At 33.3% G+C, this 14,498-nt stretch carries 16 protein-coding genes; 7 read left to right on the top strand and 9 right to left on the bottom strand.

Annotation, left to right across the window (positions count from 1 at the left end):
- The 3 genes from D1606_RS18850 to D1606_RS15905 form a co-directional block, all read left to right on the top strand.
- Positions 1–441 (top strand): hypothetical protein (locus tag D1606_RS18850; RefSeq protein WP_158582406.1); only part of this gene is annotated, 441 nt, incomplete at its 5' end.
- Between the two features lie 125 nt (positions 442–566).
- Positions 567–1,652 carry a CotH kinase family protein gene (locus D1606_RS15910; RefSeq protein WP_119416997.1) on the top strand — a complete coding sequence of 362 codons (1,086 nt, stop codon included), beginning with the start codon at positions 567–569 and terminating at the stop codon, positions 1,650–1,652.
- A 27-nt stretch (positions 1,653–1,679) separates the two neighbouring features.
- A complete protein-coding gene (locus D1606_RS15905; RefSeq protein ID WP_233548142.1) occupies positions 1,680–2,051 on the top strand; it encodes an SET domain-containing protein in 372 nt (123 codons plus the stop codon).
- A 261-nt stretch (positions 2,052–2,312) separates the two neighbouring features.
- On the opposite strand, the gene D1606_RS15900 is transcribed toward D1606_RS15905, so the two are convergent.
- The 3 genes from D1606_RS15900 to D1606_RS15890 form a co-directional block, all read right to left on the bottom strand.
- Positions 2,313–2,987, bottom strand: coding sequence for a DUF2642 domain-containing protein (locus D1606_RS15900; protein WP_119416996.1), 675 nt, complete (start codon positions 2,985–2,987; stop codon positions 2,313–2,315).
- 106 nt (positions 2,988–3,093) lie between these two features.
- Positions 3,094–4,809, bottom strand: coding sequence for a DUF2642 domain-containing protein (locus D1606_RS15895; RefSeq protein ID WP_119416995.1), 1,716 nt, complete (start codon positions 4,807–4,809; stop codon positions 3,094–3,096).
- A gap of 59 nt (positions 4,810–4,868) precedes the next feature.
- On the bottom strand, positions 4,869–5,351 hold the full coding sequence (locus tag D1606_RS15890) for a hypothetical protein (RefSeq protein ID WP_119416994.1): 483 nt from the start codon (positions 5,349–5,351) through the stop codon (positions 4,869–4,871).
- Between the two features lie 180 nt (positions 5,352–5,531).
- Between D1606_RS15890 and D1606_RS15885 the strand changes: the two genes are divergently transcribed.
- Complete coding sequence (locus D1606_RS15885) at positions 5,532–6,182, top strand: HAD family hydrolase (protein ID WP_233548141.1); 651 nt, start codon at positions 5,532–5,534, stop codon at positions 6,180–6,182.
- 178 nt (positions 6,183–6,360) lie between these two features.
- Entirely contained in the window at positions 6,361–6,489 is a 129-nt protein-coding gene (locus D1606_RS19375) for a TetR-like C-terminal domain-containing protein (RefSeq protein ID WP_158582405.1), read from the top strand.
- Positions 6,490–6,562: 73 nt separating this feature from the next.
- Here the strand turns inward: D1606_RS19375 and D1606_RS15880 are convergent, their stop codons facing one another.
- Entirely contained in the window at positions 6,563–7,339 is a 777-nt protein-coding gene (locus tag D1606_RS15880; protein ID WP_119416992.1) for a TSUP family transporter, read from the bottom strand.
- Positions 7,340–7,453: 114 nt separating this feature from the next.
- On the opposite strand from D1606_RS15880, the gene D1606_RS15875 reads away from it, so the two are divergent.
- Complete coding sequence (locus tag D1606_RS15875; RefSeq protein WP_119416991.1) at positions 7,454–8,239, top strand: TrmB family transcriptional regulator; 786 nt, start codon at positions 7,454–7,456, stop codon at positions 8,237–8,239.
- A gap of 105 nt (positions 8,240–8,344) precedes the next feature.
- Here the strand turns inward: D1606_RS15875 and D1606_RS15870 are convergent, their stop codons facing one another.
- The 5 genes from D1606_RS15870 to D1606_RS15850 all read right to left on the bottom strand — a co-directional run bounded on the left by D1606_RS15870 (position 8,345) and on the right by D1606_RS15850 (position 12,718).
- Positions 8,345–9,100 carry an amino acid ABC transporter ATP-binding protein gene (locus tag D1606_RS15870; protein WP_119416990.1) on the bottom strand — a complete coding sequence of 252 codons (756 nt, stop codon included), beginning with the start codon at positions 9,098–9,100 and terminating at the stop codon, positions 8,345–8,347.
- Positions 9,101–9,118: 18 nt separating this feature from the next.
- Entirely contained in the window at positions 9,119–9,832 is a 714-nt protein-coding gene (locus tag D1606_RS15865) for an amino acid ABC transporter permease (RefSeq protein ID WP_119416989.1), read from the bottom strand.
- A 12-nt stretch (positions 9,833–9,844) separates the two neighbouring features.
- Positions 9,845–10,552, bottom strand: a complete 708-nt coding sequence (locus D1606_RS15860; protein WP_119416988.1) for an amino acid ABC transporter permease — start codon at positions 10,550–10,552, stop codon at positions 9,845–9,847.
- A gap of 101 nt (positions 10,553–10,653) precedes the next feature.
- The gene (locus D1606_RS15855; RefSeq protein ID WP_233548140.1) at positions 10,654–11,523 is read right to left on the bottom strand and encodes a transporter substrate-binding domain-containing protein; all 870 of its coding nucleotides are present in this window, start codon (positions 11,521–11,523) and stop codon (positions 10,654–10,656) included.
- A 19-nt stretch (positions 11,524–11,542) separates the two neighbouring features.
- Complete coding sequence (locus D1606_RS15850; protein WP_119416987.1) at positions 11,543–12,718, bottom strand: acyl-CoA dehydrogenase family protein; 1,176 nt, start codon at positions 12,716–12,718, stop codon at positions 11,543–11,545.
- A gap of 601 nt (positions 12,719–13,319) precedes the next feature.
- Here D1606_RS15850 and D1606_RS15845 point away from each other — a divergent pair.
- A complete protein-coding gene (locus D1606_RS15845; RefSeq protein WP_119416986.1) occupies positions 13,320–13,964 on the top strand; it encodes a VTT domain-containing protein in 645 nt (214 codons plus the stop codon).
- The last annotated feature ends 534 nt before the right edge of the window (positions 13,965–14,498 follow it).

The raw sequence follows: 14,498 nt of genomic DNA, 5'->3' as shown, positions 1-14,498 counted from the left end.
CCTTTAGCTGTGCAAAACAATCACATAGAAGTTCAGGATGTTATAGCTGCTCAAGAACGTCACACAGAATTTCAGGATTTTGTAGCTGTTCAAGAACGTCACATAGAAGTTCAGGATCTCATAGCTGCTCAAGAACATCACACAGAAGTTCAAGATCTTGTAGCTGTTCAAGAACATCACACAGAAGTTCAAGATCTTGTAGCCGCTCAAGAACATCGCATAGAAGTTCAGGGGGCCATAGCCGCTCAAGAACATCGCACAGAAGTTCAGGAGGCCATAGCCGCTCAAGAACATCACACAGAAGTTCAGGCTCCTGTAGCTGTTCAAAATCGTCACGCAGAAGTTCAGGATCTCATAGCCGCTCAAGATCATCCTCCTGTTCTTGTTGCAAAAGTTAGAAATTATTCTTTATATGACTTATGTTTTAAGAACTTTCCTTAATCTACGTTTAGGGGGAGTTCTTAGTTCATATTCTTTTGCGATTAATTTTTATTAAAAATAAAGGTAAGTAAAGAATAAGGATTTAATAGACCAAGGTGATTGATTAAAAAAGAGCAGGTGAATATTTGCATTATTCCATTCCTTCATATTTTTTAATAATCGATAAAGATGATTTAAATTGTTTAAGGAAGAATCTCAAGAGCGATGAACCGGTCTTTGCAAAATTAAAAGTCGGCGATTCAACTTATAGGATAAATATTGCTTATAGAGGATCGTATACTCGGGAAATGCGTAAACGATCTTATACTTTTTACTTTAATGAAGAGAAAAAATTCTTTGATGCCCGCACGATCCATCTAAATGCAGAATATCGAGATCCTTCACTTATGCGTAATAAGCTCTCATTTGATTTTTTTAAAGAGTTAAAAGTACTTGCACCGAATAGCCAGCATATAAGATTATTTCGAAACGATGAACTTAAAGGACTCTATTTACAATTAGAATCAGTAGATGATCTTTTTTTAAAAAAGAGGAATTTACCAGAGGGACCAATTTATTATGCTGAAAATAATAATGCAAACTTTTCTCTTACAAGAGATGGAAGGAAAAAGAGATCCCGTTTATCAGGGTATTATCAAGCTTTTGGTACATCAACTGATGACCAACACCTTCGTGAATTCATATCAAAGATTAATACTACTTCTAAATTCGATTTCCCCGAAATTATTTTACAATATTTGAATATAGATACCTTTTTAGGTTGGCTTATTGGAGCAGTTTGTACAATGAATAATGATGGTTTTACTCATAATTACTCACTATATCGTAACAAGGTGACAGGGCTATATGAGATAATGCCGTGGGATTATGATGGAACGTGGGGAAGGAAAATAAGTGGTGGGGTAATGGATCATACTTATGTTCCTTTTGAAGGTAACAAGGAAAACCATCTTATTGATCTTATCTTACAAGTTCCCGAATTTAGGAAAATGTATAAAGAAAAGCTAGAAGAAATATTAGAGACTAAATTTACAGTTGGTTTTATGGAAGATAAGGTGATGAAGCTTCATCAAAGTATACGACCCGATTTTTTACTCGATCCATACAAAAAACATAAAATTGATCTATTTGATCAAGAACCAGATTTTATTTTTCAATTTATCCATAAGCGAAACGAATATTTAAAAAGCAAAATCAAGTCATATGATTGATAAAGATTAGAGAACGGAGGACTCTTATTGTTTCCGATATGTGTAAAAGAAACAGGGAAATATGGAAGAGGAATTTTCGCTACAAGAGATATAAAAAAGGATGAACTCATTGAATCATCCCCAATTGTTATTTCACCTGAGAGTGAGTGGAAGTATTTAGAGAAAACTAAACTCTTTTATTATTGTTTTTATTGGGGACATGATACAGCAATAGCACTTGGGTATGGTTCACTCTTTAATCATTCATATACTCCGAATGCAATTTATTATAATAATGAAGATAAGTTAACAATCGACTTTTATGCGCTAACAGATATCAAAGCTGGAGAAGAAATAACTATCAATTATAATGGAGAAGCGGATGATCAATCTGAACTATGGTTTGATGTAATTGATTAATATAAATACTTAACGTAAAACTAAGAGTATCGTTTTAAATACTCTTGGTTTTTCTTATTGTTATATTCTTTCTACTATCAGTAGAGATACAGAAGATTTAAGATGGAAAGATAACTTAAAAATAAAAAAATATCTTCTTCACCATCAGGTACAGATGATGAAGAAGATATCCATTAATTTATCTATACTAATTGAGATGGGAAAAGACGTGTGGGATGTAAGAGGAAAAGTAGATAAATAGCTCTAAATCATAGGACTAATTTACACTATAGAGAGACTCTGGATATGCTGGATGTTAATATAATACGGAACAGATCTAGTTGTTAAGATTTCTACAAAATTCCCGCTAAAATCGACTAACTTTCCTATTTGGTAGCTCTTTTCTCCAAGATTAATAATGACTAACTCATCTTTTATCTTCTTGACCAAATTATCTAAGTTTTGAGGAAGTTCAACTGAATACTGATCAATTGGAAAATCCTCTTTCGTCAATCCATATGGTTTTTGATCGGAAATATAAGGAATCAACCATTTTATATGATTTAAAGAAATATACATAGTTTTGTAAATGGGCGATTCAAAAATAATGTAATCATTCATTATGTTCGAGATATAGCCTTGTAAAGGCACTTTTCCGGTTACATATAACTCAACATACATGCCTTGCGCTCTAGAAAGGATAGTTTTAAGTGTTAATGTTTCGGTAGATTTGCTATTAATACCTGGTGGATTTGTAGGCTTGCTTACAGAATCTTCATCGTTATTGCTGAACGTAAAATTTTTAACATGGATTACAGGGATGTAAAGATAGTCATGTCCGTTAAATAAAACGATAATTTCTGTGCTAAAATCAATAATTGGACCTCTCAAAAATTTCCCACCAGAAACTTCAATTTTAGCAAATTCTTTTTCTGATTGCTGAATTAGTTTTTTCAATTTCACCATCCTTTCTATCATATTCTATTAGAAAAATGAGAAAAAGCTCAACTTAAGGTGTTGTTTAAAGCTGAAGCATTTCTAACAAGAAGAGCTTACTCTCAATTTATTTTGATTTTGAATTTAAACGTTCATCTCTGAGCTTGTTGTACATTTTCTCAGCGTATTTCATCAAAGCAAAATATTGTTTTTCTAATAATCCTTTATGCGCAATTGAATCCACATTAGTATTTAAATAATCAGGTGGCTGCTTTTCTAAGGTTTTTGTATTAGTTTCAATTAACTTTTGGGGATTCTGTGACTCTGTTGATTCAGTTGAAGAATTTTTATGAGAAGAAGTGAAGAATGTAGTGACATTTGTAGTAGTGTTTTGGGTAGATGTAGCTTTATCTAAGTTTAATTTTCTTCTTTTCTTTTTTCTTCTAGGTAAAGAGTTAAGTGAAAAATCTTCAGTGAAATCCGTAGTTTCTTCGTCATGAATGATTTCAACTTTTTTGGGTATAGAATTAAATATTCGGCTGGATTCTTTTTCTATAGAAGATGAATTTCCTATCTGATTTTGCTCTTCTTTATAATTTGTTCGATGCAAACCTCTTAATCTATTAAAATACTCCTGAGCAGACATTTTAGGATTTTTACCATTACGAGACTTCTTTTGAGGGTTATATGAAGCAGGGTCAGTTAGATGAACGAAATTAGGATTGGAAGGTTGAATATAGAAATCAGCCTCATCTTCTACATTTTCTTCCCGTTCATTTACTTCACTATTATTTGAACCCTCTTCTTCATCCATAGAATTAGGTGATATTAGATTGTAATGTGAAGGCTCGGTATCCGTTTGATCGCCAGAGACATCATGATTGAAGATAGAAGACTCGTTATTAATCTGGTTGACTATAACTTCATAATCGAAAGGAGAAGGCTCGGTATCCGTTTGATCGCCAGAGACATCATGATTGAAGATAGAAGACTCGTTATTAATCTGGTTGACTATAACTTCATAATCGAAAGGAGAAGACTCATTATCCGAGTGATCGCCAGAAACATCATGATCTAAAAGAGATGATTCGTTATCTGTTTGATTGACAGTAATCTCATGATCGAAGAGAGTAGGCTCACTATCAATCTGGTTGATAATAATTTGATGATTAAAGAGAGAAGTAGACTCATTATCCGTTTGATTGGCAGTAATTTCATCATTGTAGATTGTGGACTCTTCATTAGTTTGATTGACGTCTAGAGTTTTCTTCTCTTCTTTTGAAGAATTGTCATTTATATTGGATTCAGTGTTATCTATTGGGGTAGTAAGATTTGTTTCTTTAGAAAGCTGATCAGAATTCTCTTCATTTTCTTCTGAAGAATTACCTTCTTGCTCATTGTTATTAGAATCTTGCTCCGTACTTTCATACTTTCCTTTATAGATATCAGTTATAAAAGAACTTTGTACAAATAATTGCTCTGAATTATTAACTAAAACAATATGATCTTCCCCAATTCTACTTAGCAAACCTGCAAATGATTGATTGCTTAAACAATTGATAGTAATCCAATTGTATTTTAGTTCTTGTAATATATCTATCAAATTATTCTTATCTAGGTAGTTTACGTCTTGAGGAGAAACACGAAAATCCTTTGCATTTTTTGAAAGAGCATGGACTTGACTGAGTGGAAAATAAAAAATATCTTCATTTACCTTTACAATGAGATGATCATTTTTAACGTCTATTAAGGTGCCTTCAATAAATTGGTTATCATTTAAGTAAAAACCAACCGTTTTACCAAGAAGACCCCCTATTGTCTTTTTAAAGTAACCCTCTACCATTAGGGGGCCCCTTTCATTATTTATTTTTGAACAAGTTTTAGTATCGCAGTAAGTTATATTTAATCTTTTTTAGCTTTTTTAGCTTCAGTATTTTCTTCTGGCTCTTCTTCTAATTCAACACGAAGACCATAACTTACATTACGAATATGGAACATTACTACTCGAACAACTTCATCGTTTAAAATTACAGTTATATAATCATCATTGATCTCATCTAGTACGCCTTCTAATTTTTCAGGGCCCCCACGGTTGATTTGAATCCATTGATATTTAAGACCTTCAAGTGTTAATTTGAAATTATCAGCCTTTACATACTCAAATCCTTCAGGTAAAGCAGTGATGCCAAAATCCATACCATTTTTAGTAGCGTGCGTGATACTTTTGATATGGTCATTCCTATAGTAGACAATTCCATCTTTTTCAGTTAATACAGTAATATGATCATCTTCAGCACCTAACAATAAGCCGATGGAACTTTCAGGGCCTCCTCTATCAATTTTCACAACTTTGTTTAACAAAGAACTAACCATTTCTTTATTCATGCTTTTTTTTGCCTCCTTTTTTATGGTCTTTCTATGCATATGTCTAATATGAATTTGAGGAGATGGCAAAAGCCCAATGTTCCAAAATAAAATATGCCTTTACCCATATAAAATGGATAAAGTAATATTAATGTAAATATTTTTGAAGAGATGTTTGTGAGAAGAAGGGTGGACTTGAAATTGACTATTGATTATATTCTTTTTGATTTAGATGGAACTTTGACTGATCCAAAGGAAGGAATTACGAAAAGTATTGCCTATGCACTTAAGAAGCTGGATGCACCTTGTTTAGATGAAAAAACATTAGAATCATTTATTGGACCACCATTAATAGAATCATTTCGTGAAATATGTGGCTTCGATATATCGAAAGCTGAAGCGGCACTTACTTTTTACCGTGAAAGGTTTAAAAAAGTAGGTCTATATGAGAATATACTTTATCCAGGAATTGAGGGTTTACTATCTGCATTGAAAACAAAGGGTATAACTTTAGCAGTAGCCACATCTAAACCAACTATTTTCGCTGAAAAGATTCTCGACCATTTTAATCTAAATCAATATTTTGACATAGTAGTAGGAAGCAATTTAGATGGCACACGAACGGCAAAAAATGAAGTGATTCACGAAGTTCTAAAACAATTGTCTTTTCCTCCTAAAGAAAATGTTGTAATGATTGGGGATCGTAAATACGATATTCTTGGCGCTAAAAAAGAGGGCATTCCTTGTGTTGCAGTAGGTTATGGATATGGTAGTCAGAAAGAGTTGGAATTATCAAAGCCTTTCCATATTGTTCAGAGTATACAGGAACTAACAGCATATTTTTTTCAATAACTGATATCTGTAAGAAACAACGGGTAAATAGAGGAACCTTCTGTGGGCATATAAGCGGTTTTATCAAGTTGTTTTTCTAAAGCACTATAAAAACCCATAATCTTTTTAGTGAAAAATTAAATGAATTATTGAAAGGAGATACTACACAATATAAGCATCAAGATATAGACGTGAATTTATGTGCTGCATATCAACATATGCCATTATAGGTATGATTGTGGAATGGGTAAAACGAGATTTTATCTATCCTGTTTCCTATATGAATGAGCAACTTACGAAGATTTTAAAGGTAAGAGCCCAGTTCTAAAAAAGAACTATTGGCTTATATTACGCAAAAGCGAATTGTAAGTATTTGCAATCCGCTTTTTTAGAAGATTAAGTTATTTGTAGAAATAATCATAAATATTTTTGGCCAATAGTGAACATGTCACAATGATAAATAATATACGTACATAGCCAGTTCCTTGTTTCAGTGCGAATTTAGAACCAATGATAGCTCCGAAGATTTGCGCAATCCCCATTGGAATCCCGTAAGCATAATGGATTTGACCTAAAGACATGAACATAAGAAGTGCTGCAATATTACTACCGAAGTTTAAGAAACGTGCATTACCTGCTGCCTTTAGAAAATCAAATCCGACCATTAAGAAAGCGAATATTAGGAAAGACCCTGTTCCAGGTCCTAAGAAACCATCATAAAATCCAATAGCAAAAATAACTACTATAAATAAAACAAGCTTAGAAGGTGATAATTTTTTATATGTAGAAATGCTACCCCAATCTTTCTTGAAAACAGTATATATGGCAACACCAGCAAGCATAATCAACATTAATGGTTTCAATACATTAGGATCCATTAGATGAACAATCCATGCCCCTAGAGCAGAACCAATAAATACCAAAGGAAAATATTTAGCGACTGATTTGAAATCCATTTTTCCTGAACGATAGAAAGTAATCGTACTTGTAAGAGACCCCATTGTACCAGCAAGCTTATTTGTGGCAACGGCTGCGGCCGGAGAAAGACCAACAAATAATAATGCTGGTAGACCGATCAATCCACCTCCACCAACTACCGAATCGATAAATGCAGCTAAAAATCCAAAAATCACAAGAATTAATAATAATGAAAAATCTATATCTATATCAAATGGCATCAAATCAACCTTTCTAAATAGTGACTACTTAAATAGTAACTAAAATCTTTTTGGATGTAAATAGTTCAATAAGATTTGGTATGATAAAGGGAAGAGAAAACGGAGGAATGTAAAATGGAGAACTTAGTGCAGCAGCTAAAGGCAATGGGATTCACTGAATATGAAGCAAAATCCTATATTTCTCTAGTAAAATTAGGCACCGTAACGGCTTACCAAGTAAGTAAAAATTCTGGTATACCAAGAGCGCGAATTTATGATATTTTGAAAAACCTAGTAGAAAAAGGAATTGTCCTAAAAGAAGAAAATACAGACGGGGCAATATACTCACCATTACCAGTTGATGTCTTTCTCGAAAGAGCTCAATCCAATTGGAAACAAAACTATCAAGATTTAAGTAAAAAATTAAAGCAACTAGAAATGATAGAGGAAAAACCAGATAATCGTGTTTTAACATTGAAAGAAAATACAACCATTATTAGCTATTGCAAATCACTTATTAAAAAAGCAAAAAAACGAATCATTATTTCTATGTGGGATGATATGTATGATGAAATAAGAAATGAGTTAGAACAAGTAACAGAAGATGTTCGGATTCAAGGTATTGCATTACATGTGAATAACCCTGTAAAAACTGTGGATTTGCATCGTATTACTCATTTTACTGAAGCGCCAACCAGTAAGAGATGGTTTGTCCTTTCAATTGATGGGAGGGAAATGATTTACGGCTCCTCTATAGATGATCGTGAACTGGCCTTTTACACGAATGACCCCGTACATATCTATCTATTAGAAGACTACGTTTGGCATGATGTGTTGGTGAATCGATTAGTGAAAAGGAACAAAGATGATTTGGAGCAGTGGATATCAACAGAACGCAAAAAGTTTTTTATGGAAGAATGATTGTGGAAAAGTGAGTGGATAAATCTTATAGCACAAAGTTATTCACATGTGGATAAGAGAAAGCTGATAAAATCCAATTGGACGATTTTATCAGCTTTCTTGTTTTTAAATAGAATAAGTATAATCCTCAGGTAATACTCGTTTTAAAAATTGCTTTGTCCGCTCTTCTTTAGGGGTGACAAAAATATCATGAGGAGTGCCTTCCTCAACTACAACTCCTCCATCCATAAAGATCACTCGATTAGCAACATCCCGTGCAAATGACATTTCATGTGTAACGACAAGCATCGTAGTTCCTTCATTTGCGATATTTCTCATAACTGTTAAGACTTCACCAACAAGTTCTGGATCGAGTGCAGAAGTTGGCTCGTCAAACAAGATGATATCGGGATTTAATGCAACAGCTCTAGCAATTCCAACTCGTTGCTGTTGACCTCCAGAAAGTGAACTAGGGTAGTTGTCATATTTGTCAGAAAGGCCAACCTTATCTAAAGCACGCTTCGCTATTTCTATGGCATCTGTCTTTGGAATCTTTCTTCCAATAATAAGACCTTCAGTTACATTTTCCAGAACGGTCTTATTATTAAATAAGTTATAGTTTTGGAAGACGAATGCAACCTTTTGACGAATGTCATGAATATCCTTTTTCTTTGCATGATGCAAATCGACTTCGATACCACTAATAGAGGCGTGGCCTTTATCTGCATGTTCTAAGAAGTTTATACAACGTAGTAATGTAGTTTTTCCAGATCCACTTGGTCCTAAAATAACGACTACATCACCCTTGTCTATTGAAATATTAACACCTTTTAGGATTTCATTTTTTCCGAATGATTTATGAATATCTTTTATCTCCAACACCGACAAACACCTCCAATATTAAGAGTGAGCAACTCTATATTTATTTAAATATTTCTCATAACGTTTTAATGCGTATTCGACAATACTGCATAAGATTAAATAGACAATGAAAATATCTAAATAAGCTTCTACATAGTTGTAGCCAACGTTTGCGGCAACTTTCGCTTTTAAGGTAATCTCAGATAGGGAAAGTGCATAGCCTAATGATGTTGCTTTAATCAGATTAATAGTTGTTGTTGTAATATTTGGCATCGCAACAACAAGTGCTTGTGGAATAATGATTCGACGATATGCCTGAATAGTCGTTAAGCCAACAGAATGCGCTGCCTCTAGCTGGCCTTTATCCACTGTACTTAGTGCTGAGCGAAAAACTTCTATTAACAAAGCAGTAGAACTGAAAGAAAAAATAATAAATGCATACCAAAGTGGGTTAATCTTGTAAATATCAAAACCGATATCATATTTTTCAAAAATAATTTTTAGTATTAATGGAATACTACTATAAATAATGAAAATTTGAATCAATATCGGTGTACCACGAACAAATGATACATATACCTGTGTGATCCGTTGAATAACAGGAATCCTATGTACTCTGGTTATAGCTAATAAAAAGCTTAATGGGAGAGAAATTAGTAGGGCAACAATTGTTACAAGTAAGGTGATTGGTACCCCAGACAATGCAACAAAGAATGTATCGATAAAAAACTTTCCATTGAATCCAGATGTCATGGTAGTTCCTCCTTACGTTGTTTCTAAAGTTTTTTTGCCTTTACTGAAAAATTTCTCTAATCCAGCAAAAATACGTTCAATTAGAATGGAAAGAATCCAATAAATAATGGCAAGCGCAATGTAGATTTCTAATGCATGTGCATTTAAATTGGCAGCAATGATTAAGTTAGCCTTACCAACAACATCGATTAAACCAATGGTATAAGCAAGTGATCCTTCTTGAAGGAGGGTAATCATACTGTTACCAAAGTTCGGAAGTGCAACAACTAATGATTGTGGAAAAATAATCCTGCGGTAGGCTTGCAATGGAGTTAACCCCACACTTACAGCTGCCTCATATTGTCCACGATCGATAGCCTCATAAGAGGAACGAATAACTTCAGACATAATGGCAGCAAATTGCAAAGTAAATGTAATTACAACAAACACCGCAGTATCAATATCATGTAAATTTATATTGAAATTCGCAAAAATTGCCGGGACACCGTAATAGACTAGGAATAATAAGACAATTGAAGGTGTACAACGCATAATCGTTGTATAGCCAGTAGCAATTTTTTTAAGAATACGACTTTTGCCAAGTTTCATCACTGTAAGTAGCAAGCCGGCTAATGATCCAAAAAGAATAGATGAACCTGCTATAAGAAATGTAATTTTTAAAAATGGTAAAAGTTGGGGAAGTGAATTCCAAATATAAGTGGCATCAAAATATTTACTCATATGAATCACCGTCTTTTATTTAAGTGCTGTGAAGTATAACGTCCACAGCCGAAAGGAATAAAAGCTGTGATAGCAAATTTTTAACTACCACAGCACTTTTCTTAACGACTTACTTTATCTAACACTTCAAATAGGTCGCGACCATAGAATTTTTTACTTAGTTCATTAAGCTTCTTTTCTTCTTTAAGCTTTTTCACTGCTTTATCATATTCATCTGCAAATTTTTGTTGGTTTTTATTAAATAATGGCCATGTTTTAATCACATTAAATTCGTTATACACAACATTGTCCTTCAGGTTATGATATGCACCTTTTTCAGAAGTAACTTGTTGTTCGAAAGCACCTTCGATCATAACCCCACCATCCACGCGGCCTTCGTTAACCCATTGAACAACATCTACTGTAAATTCATCACCAGCTTTGAGTTTTACTTTGTTGTTTGGATTTTCGTCGTTGTACTCTTTAATTACTGTATATTGCGCATTGTTTGCGGCGATTGGTGCTAATGTGTAACCTTTATTAGCAAAATCTGATAATGTTTTTATATCTTTATCAGATGATTTTAAGACTAAACCGATACTGCTAAGGCCAAGGAATTCTTTTGGAAAGATAAATTTTTCTTTTCGTTCTTCTGTAAAGAATGCATTTTTTACGCCTGCTTGATATTTACCTTGCTCAACACCGATTAATAAGTCGTCACTTGTTGTTCCAACAAATTCAAATTTGTAATCAGGTAATAACTTGTCAATTTCTTTCATGACCTCTACATCATATCCGGTTGGATTTCCGTTTTCATCTGTATATGTCATCGGCTTACTAGCTTGGTCGTAAGCAATTTTAACTGTCGTTACATTTTTGGTAGTAGATCCAGATGAACTATCTGAAGAGCTATTCGTTCCACATCCTGCTAATAATCCAACTGTTGCAAAACCGATTGCTGCAAATTTAAAAAGCTTGTTTTTGAATATCATTATGAGTACCCCTTTTCTGCTAACTATATATTGGTGATTTACTATCCTTTTTTAATGCTGTTCTTGCTAACTTTGTAATGGTCATATCATCCATTGGTGGATTATGAAGACCTGCACGGACATCACGATAATAACGTTGCAATGGATTTGAAGTTTGAAGACTTTTTGCTCCCACAACACGCATAGCTAAATCTACAATTTCTATCGCAGCATTTGTAACGGTGTGTTTGGCCACTGCTAATTCGTTTGTTAGATACTTGCGACGTTTTATGTCATCGTATACCTCTGCTACACCGTAAAGAGTAAATCGAGCTTGATCTAACTTTAATTCAATATTTCCTAAATGTTGTTGAACATTAGGTAAAGAGCTGATTGGTTCCTTTAAGCTGTTGGGTTGGTGCTGATTTGCAAAGGTCACTGCATAATCTCTGGCTGCCTGTGCTATACCAAGGTAGGTAGAAGGAATGTGTAACATCCAACCATTAATATGATTTCCACCGAAAGGATTTTGTGGGTATTCAACAAGTGCTTTATCCTCAACGTAGACATCTTCAAGAATCAAATCATGACTACCAGTACCGCGCATAGACATCACATCCCAAGTTTCTTTAATGGTTAAACCTGGCGTACCTTTTTTTATAAGGAAGAAAGCAATTTGTTGTTTGTCTTCAATCCAAGCGCTAACTAAGAAATAATCTAGTATAGGAGAAGCCGTGGTGAAAATTTTATGACCATTTAAAATCCAACCGTTATTTAATCTTTTAGCATATGTACCAGGGCGACCGCCCCGAGTAGGGCTTCCTGTACGTGCTTCACTTGCTGCTCGATTGATGAATATATTCTTTTGAACTTCTAAAGAAAATGACTTTAATAATTCAGGTTTCCAAAGTTTGTGCTCGTATAGTTCTCCAACAACGCCTAAAGTCCAACCGATTGCTAGGGAAGTATTAGCATCAAAACTAGCTAATGTTTCTTGCAATAAAATCATGTCATAAACAGATAATCCTTCTCCCCCGTATTCCTTAGGCAGTGTAACTTTTGGGTAACCTATTTTTCTTAATGTTTCGAAATTTTTAAATGGAAAAAGAGATTGTTCATCAATGTTTTTGGAATCTGCTATTATATCATCACGTAGATGATTCAGCTTTTGTAGCCATTGTCTTTGCGAATCAGTACGTATGAAAAGTTCTTTCATGAAGCGTTCCTCACTTTCAAATATAACAAAACCTAGATATTTACTTGCCTTTTAATTTTAATAAAATCCACGAATAAGATTATTACTTATGTGGAATTATTTGTTCGGTTTATTTTATTTTTAATTAATCATAAAGGCAAAAAAATGAAAAGTCAATCAAAAATCATAGTATTTTTATAAGATTAATTGAGTTGTAGTAATACCATTATAAACTTTCATTAATTTTACTAGAGGAAAGTTAAGCTTGTTATTCCTTTGTATTTTATCCCGTATTAACGAGCAGTAATACCCTCACCTCAAGATTGAGAGGAAAATGAGAAAGATAGGTGGAGGATAACGGCCCGTAAAAGCCAGATTGGTTCAACTAACCATCAGTGGGGATGAAGCCAACTAAAAACGCCACGTCCTGTGGCAACGTTGGCATTAGTACGTCCTGCACGTTTGAAAACCCACAACTGATGGAAGTTTCACTTTATAAAATTATCTTTGTAATGGATTTTTGCGGAGTCTTAAAACATAAAATGGAATAAATATATGCAAAAGGGTTTTTATGATGAAATAGTTGACCAATCTAAAAATAATAAAGATATGAAGGGATAAAATGATTAAAATTTATCAGTTCATTTCAAGTTTTGATGATAATTTGTCGGGTTTTATAGATGTATATGGAATGTATATTTATATTGCATTATTTTTAATCATTTATTTAAAAACTGCTTTTGTTGTATTAACTTTTTTGCCGGGTGATGCGCTAGTATTTGCAAGCGGTGCTTTAGCAGCAATTGGCAAACTAAATTTTTGGGTACTATTAGTGCTGTTTATCAGTGCGACTATTGCAGGAGATAGTCAAAATTACGCGATTGGAAATTTATTTAGAAGGTGGCATGATAAAAAACCTAAACTAAAATCATTTTTAAAAGACAAAGTTGAATCAGCAAAATCATTTGTCAACCAATACGGGCGACTATCTATTTTATTTGCCAGATTTGTACCTTTAATGAGGACGACGGTACCCTTAGTCAGTGGACTCACACAATACACCTTCGCTGTGTTTATAAAGTTTAATAGTTTAGGTGCTATTCTATGGACGATATTTTGGTTAAACATAGGATATGTATTAGGAAATACTAAATGGGTTGAAAATAATTTAATTGTATCTTTAGCAATCATCTCAATCATTCCATTGTTAGTGCCTGTTATATATGTTGGAGTAAATAAGATGAAGGAAATTTCGATAAAGAATTGAAAAAGAGAAACGGGGTTACTTAAGCTGTTGATAAGTAACTCTTTTTATTGTCATATCTCATATCTACTGGTTAGAATTTTTCAATTGTATGTTAGATCGATAAAATCATAATACACTCTTGATTAGATAGAACAAATAAAAGAGCTATGAAATAAGAGGTGGTGGTTTTAATTAGGGGGAAAATTGAATTTCCCCATTAAACAGGCAATTTTAAATAGAAGAAAACATACTGCAGATTTACTTAAAAAGAGGGGGTTTAAGGAGTATTTATATAAGAATCTATTAATTTTAAAAAATATTAAAAGAAGTATTGACTTCACAAAAATGAGATGTTAAGATATTTAAGTCGCTGAAACACAGCGGTGAACAAAAAAACTTCAAATAAAAAAGTTGTTGACACTGTTGAAAAGATTTGATATAATAATCAAGTCGCTGAAACAGACGACATAAAATATGAACCTTGAAAACTGAACAAGCAAGATGTTAATCAATAAACTTTGTTTACTAACTTTTGTTAGAAACAAGGACAAACAA

The organism is Rummeliibacillus sp. POC4, from assembly GCF_003576525.1.
In the GTDB taxonomy this organism is placed as follows: domain Bacteria; phylum Bacillota; class Bacilli; order Bacillales_A; family Planococcaceae; genus Rummeliibacillus.
The sequence above is the reverse complement of the archived record's forward strand: the minus strand, read 5'-3'. Positions and strand labels throughout refer to the sequence as shown.